General features: G+C 70.1%; 1 protein-coding gene. It reads left to right on the top strand.

The genetic code is table 11. From position 1 onward, the window contains the following. Positions 1 to 562 precede the first annotated feature (562 nt). On the top strand, positions 563 to 2,521 hold the full coding sequence (gene acs / locus ACZ48Z_RS42990) for an acetate--CoA ligase (RefSeq protein ID WP_468741373.1): 1,959 nt from the start codon (positions 563 to 565) through the stop codon (positions 2,519 to 2,521). Positions 2,522 to 2,642 lie beyond the last annotated feature (121 nt).

Raw genomic sequence — 2,642 nt, 5'->3', positions numbered from 1 at the left:
CCCCCCCCCCCCCCCCCCCCCCCCCCCCCCCCCCCCCCCCCCCCCCCCCCCCCCCCCCCCCCCCCCCCCCCCCCCCCCCCCCCCCCCCCCGCCGCCGGACGGGCATGGCGCACGCTGGGACCTTCGGCGTCGGCTGACGTCGTTGCGGGCGATGCCGTACAGCCACGCACGTTCGCTGCCCCGGGACGCGCGGTAGGTGCGGGCCGCCCAGGACCGCCAGGAAGTTCGCGGCGGTCAGGCCGGCCATGGTGTGCAGGTCGGCGACATGGCGCGCCACGAAGGACGTGATCGCGTCCACGTGGGGCGACGTGAAGGGAGCCGAGGGGACCGGGGGGCGGACCGGATGTGCCGGTGGCGCTTCACCGGGACGTGGGCGGGAGTGTGAAAGGCGTTACAGGCGCTGAACTTCGCCTGGTCGGCGTACGTGGGTACGGATGACCCGGGCCGCCGGACTCGACGCCCGACAGGTCTAAACCAATTACCAATCGACCCTTGTCATCACACCTTTGGTCTGATGAGCTGTGGCCTGGGACACAACGGACACCCTGGAAAGGCAGATGCCGTGAGCAACGAAAGCCTGGCCAACCTGCTCAAGGAAGAGCGCAGGTTCGCACCCCCCGCCGACCTGGCCGCCAACGCCAACGTCACCGCGGAGGCGTATGAGCAGGCCAAGGCTGACCGGCTCGGTTTCTGGGCCGAACAGGCCCGCCGACTGAGCTGGGCCACCGAGCCGACCGAGACACTGGACTGGTCGAACCCGCCGTTCTCCAAGTGGTTCAAGGACGGCAAGCTCAATGTGGCGTACAACTGCGTCGACCGGCATGTCGAGGCCGGCAACGGCGACCGGGTCGCCATCCACTTCGAGGGCGAGCCCGGCGACAGCCGCGCGGTCACCTACGCCGAGCTCAAGGACGAGGTCTCCAAGGCTGCGAACGCCCTCATGGAGCTGGGCGTGCAGAAGGGCGACCGGGTCGCCGTCTACATGCCGATGATCCCCGAGACAGCGATCGCGATGCTCGCCTGCGCCCGGATCGGCGCCGCGCACTCCGTGGTCTTCGGCGGCTTCTCCGCGGACGCGCTCGCCACCCGCATCCAGGACGCCGACGCGAAGGTGGTCATCACCACCGACGGCGGCTACCGGCGCGGCAAGCCGTCCGCGCTCAAGCCCGCCGTCGACGAGGCCGCCGACAAGGCAGGCAACGTCGACCACGTGCTCGTGGTCCGCCGCACCGGCCAGGAGGTCGCCTGGAACGACAGCCGGGACGTGTGGTGGCACGAGATCGTCGACCGGCAGTCCGCCGAGCACACCCCCGAGGCGTTCGACGCCGAGCACCCGCTGTTCATCCTGTACACGTCCGGGACCACGGGTAAGCCGAAGGGCATCCTGCACACCTCGGGCGGCTACCTCACCCAGACCGCGTACACCCACCACGCCGTCTTCGACCTCAAGCCCGAGACCGACGTGTACTGGTGCACCGCCGACGTCGGCTGGGTCACCGGGCACTCCTACATCGTCTACGGCCCACTCGCCAACGGCGCCACCCAGGTCATGTACGAGGGCACTCCGGACACCCCGCACCAGGGCCGTTTCTGGGAGATCATCCAGAAGTACGGCGTCACGATCCTGTACACGGCGCCCACCGCGATCCGTACGTTCATGAAGTGGGGCGACGACATCCCCGCGAAGTTCGACCTCAGCAGCCTGCGTGTGCTCGGTTCGGTCGGTGAGCCGATCAACCCCGAGGCCTGGATCTGGTACCGCAAGCACATCGGTGCGGACCGGACCCCGATCGTCGACACCTGGTGGCAGACCGAGACCGGCGCGATGATGATCTCCCCGCTGCCGGGCGTGACCGCGACCAAACCCGGTTCGGCGCAGACCCCGCTGCCCGGCATCTCGGCCACCGTGGTGGACGACGAGGCGAAGGAAGTCCCCGACGGCGGGGGCGGTTACCTCGTCCTCACCGAGCCGTGGCCGTCGATGCTGCGCACGATCTGGGGTGACGACCAGCGCTTCCTCGACACGTACTGGTCGCGCTTCGAGGGCCGGTACTTCGCCGGTGACGGCGCGAAGAAGGACGATGACGGCGACATCTGGCTGCTGGGCCGGGTCGACGACGTCATGCTCGTCTCCGGCCACAACATCTCGACGACGGAGGTCGAGTCGGCGCTCGTCTCGCACCCCTCGGTCGCCGAGGCGGCCGTCGTCGGCGCCGCCGACGAGACGACCGGGCAGGCGATCGTGGCCTTCGTGATCCTGCGCGGCACCGCTAACGCCGACGACGAGAACCTCGTCGCCGACCTGCGCAACCACGTCGGCGCCACCCTCGGCCCGATCGCCAAGCCCAAGCGGGTCCTTCCGGTGCAGGAACTGCCGAAGACCCGCTCCGGCAAGATCATGCGCCGCCTGCTGCGGGACGTCGCCGAGAACCGCCAGCTCGGTGACGTGACGACCCTGACCGACTCCACGGTCATGGACCTCATCCAGGCGAAGCTGCCGGCCTCGCCCAGCGAGGACTGACCGGTTCTTCAGAAGAGGGGTGGGGGGGGGGGGGGGGGGGGGGGGGGGGGGGGGGTGGGGGGGGGGGAGGAAAAAGGCGAGACCACAGCAGGCTCTGAGGGAGTTGTGGTGGGTGTGGCGG

Source organism: Streptomyces sp. NPDC031225 (assembly GCF_055570355.1).
This window is presented reverse-complemented; position numbering and strand designations above follow the sequence as displayed.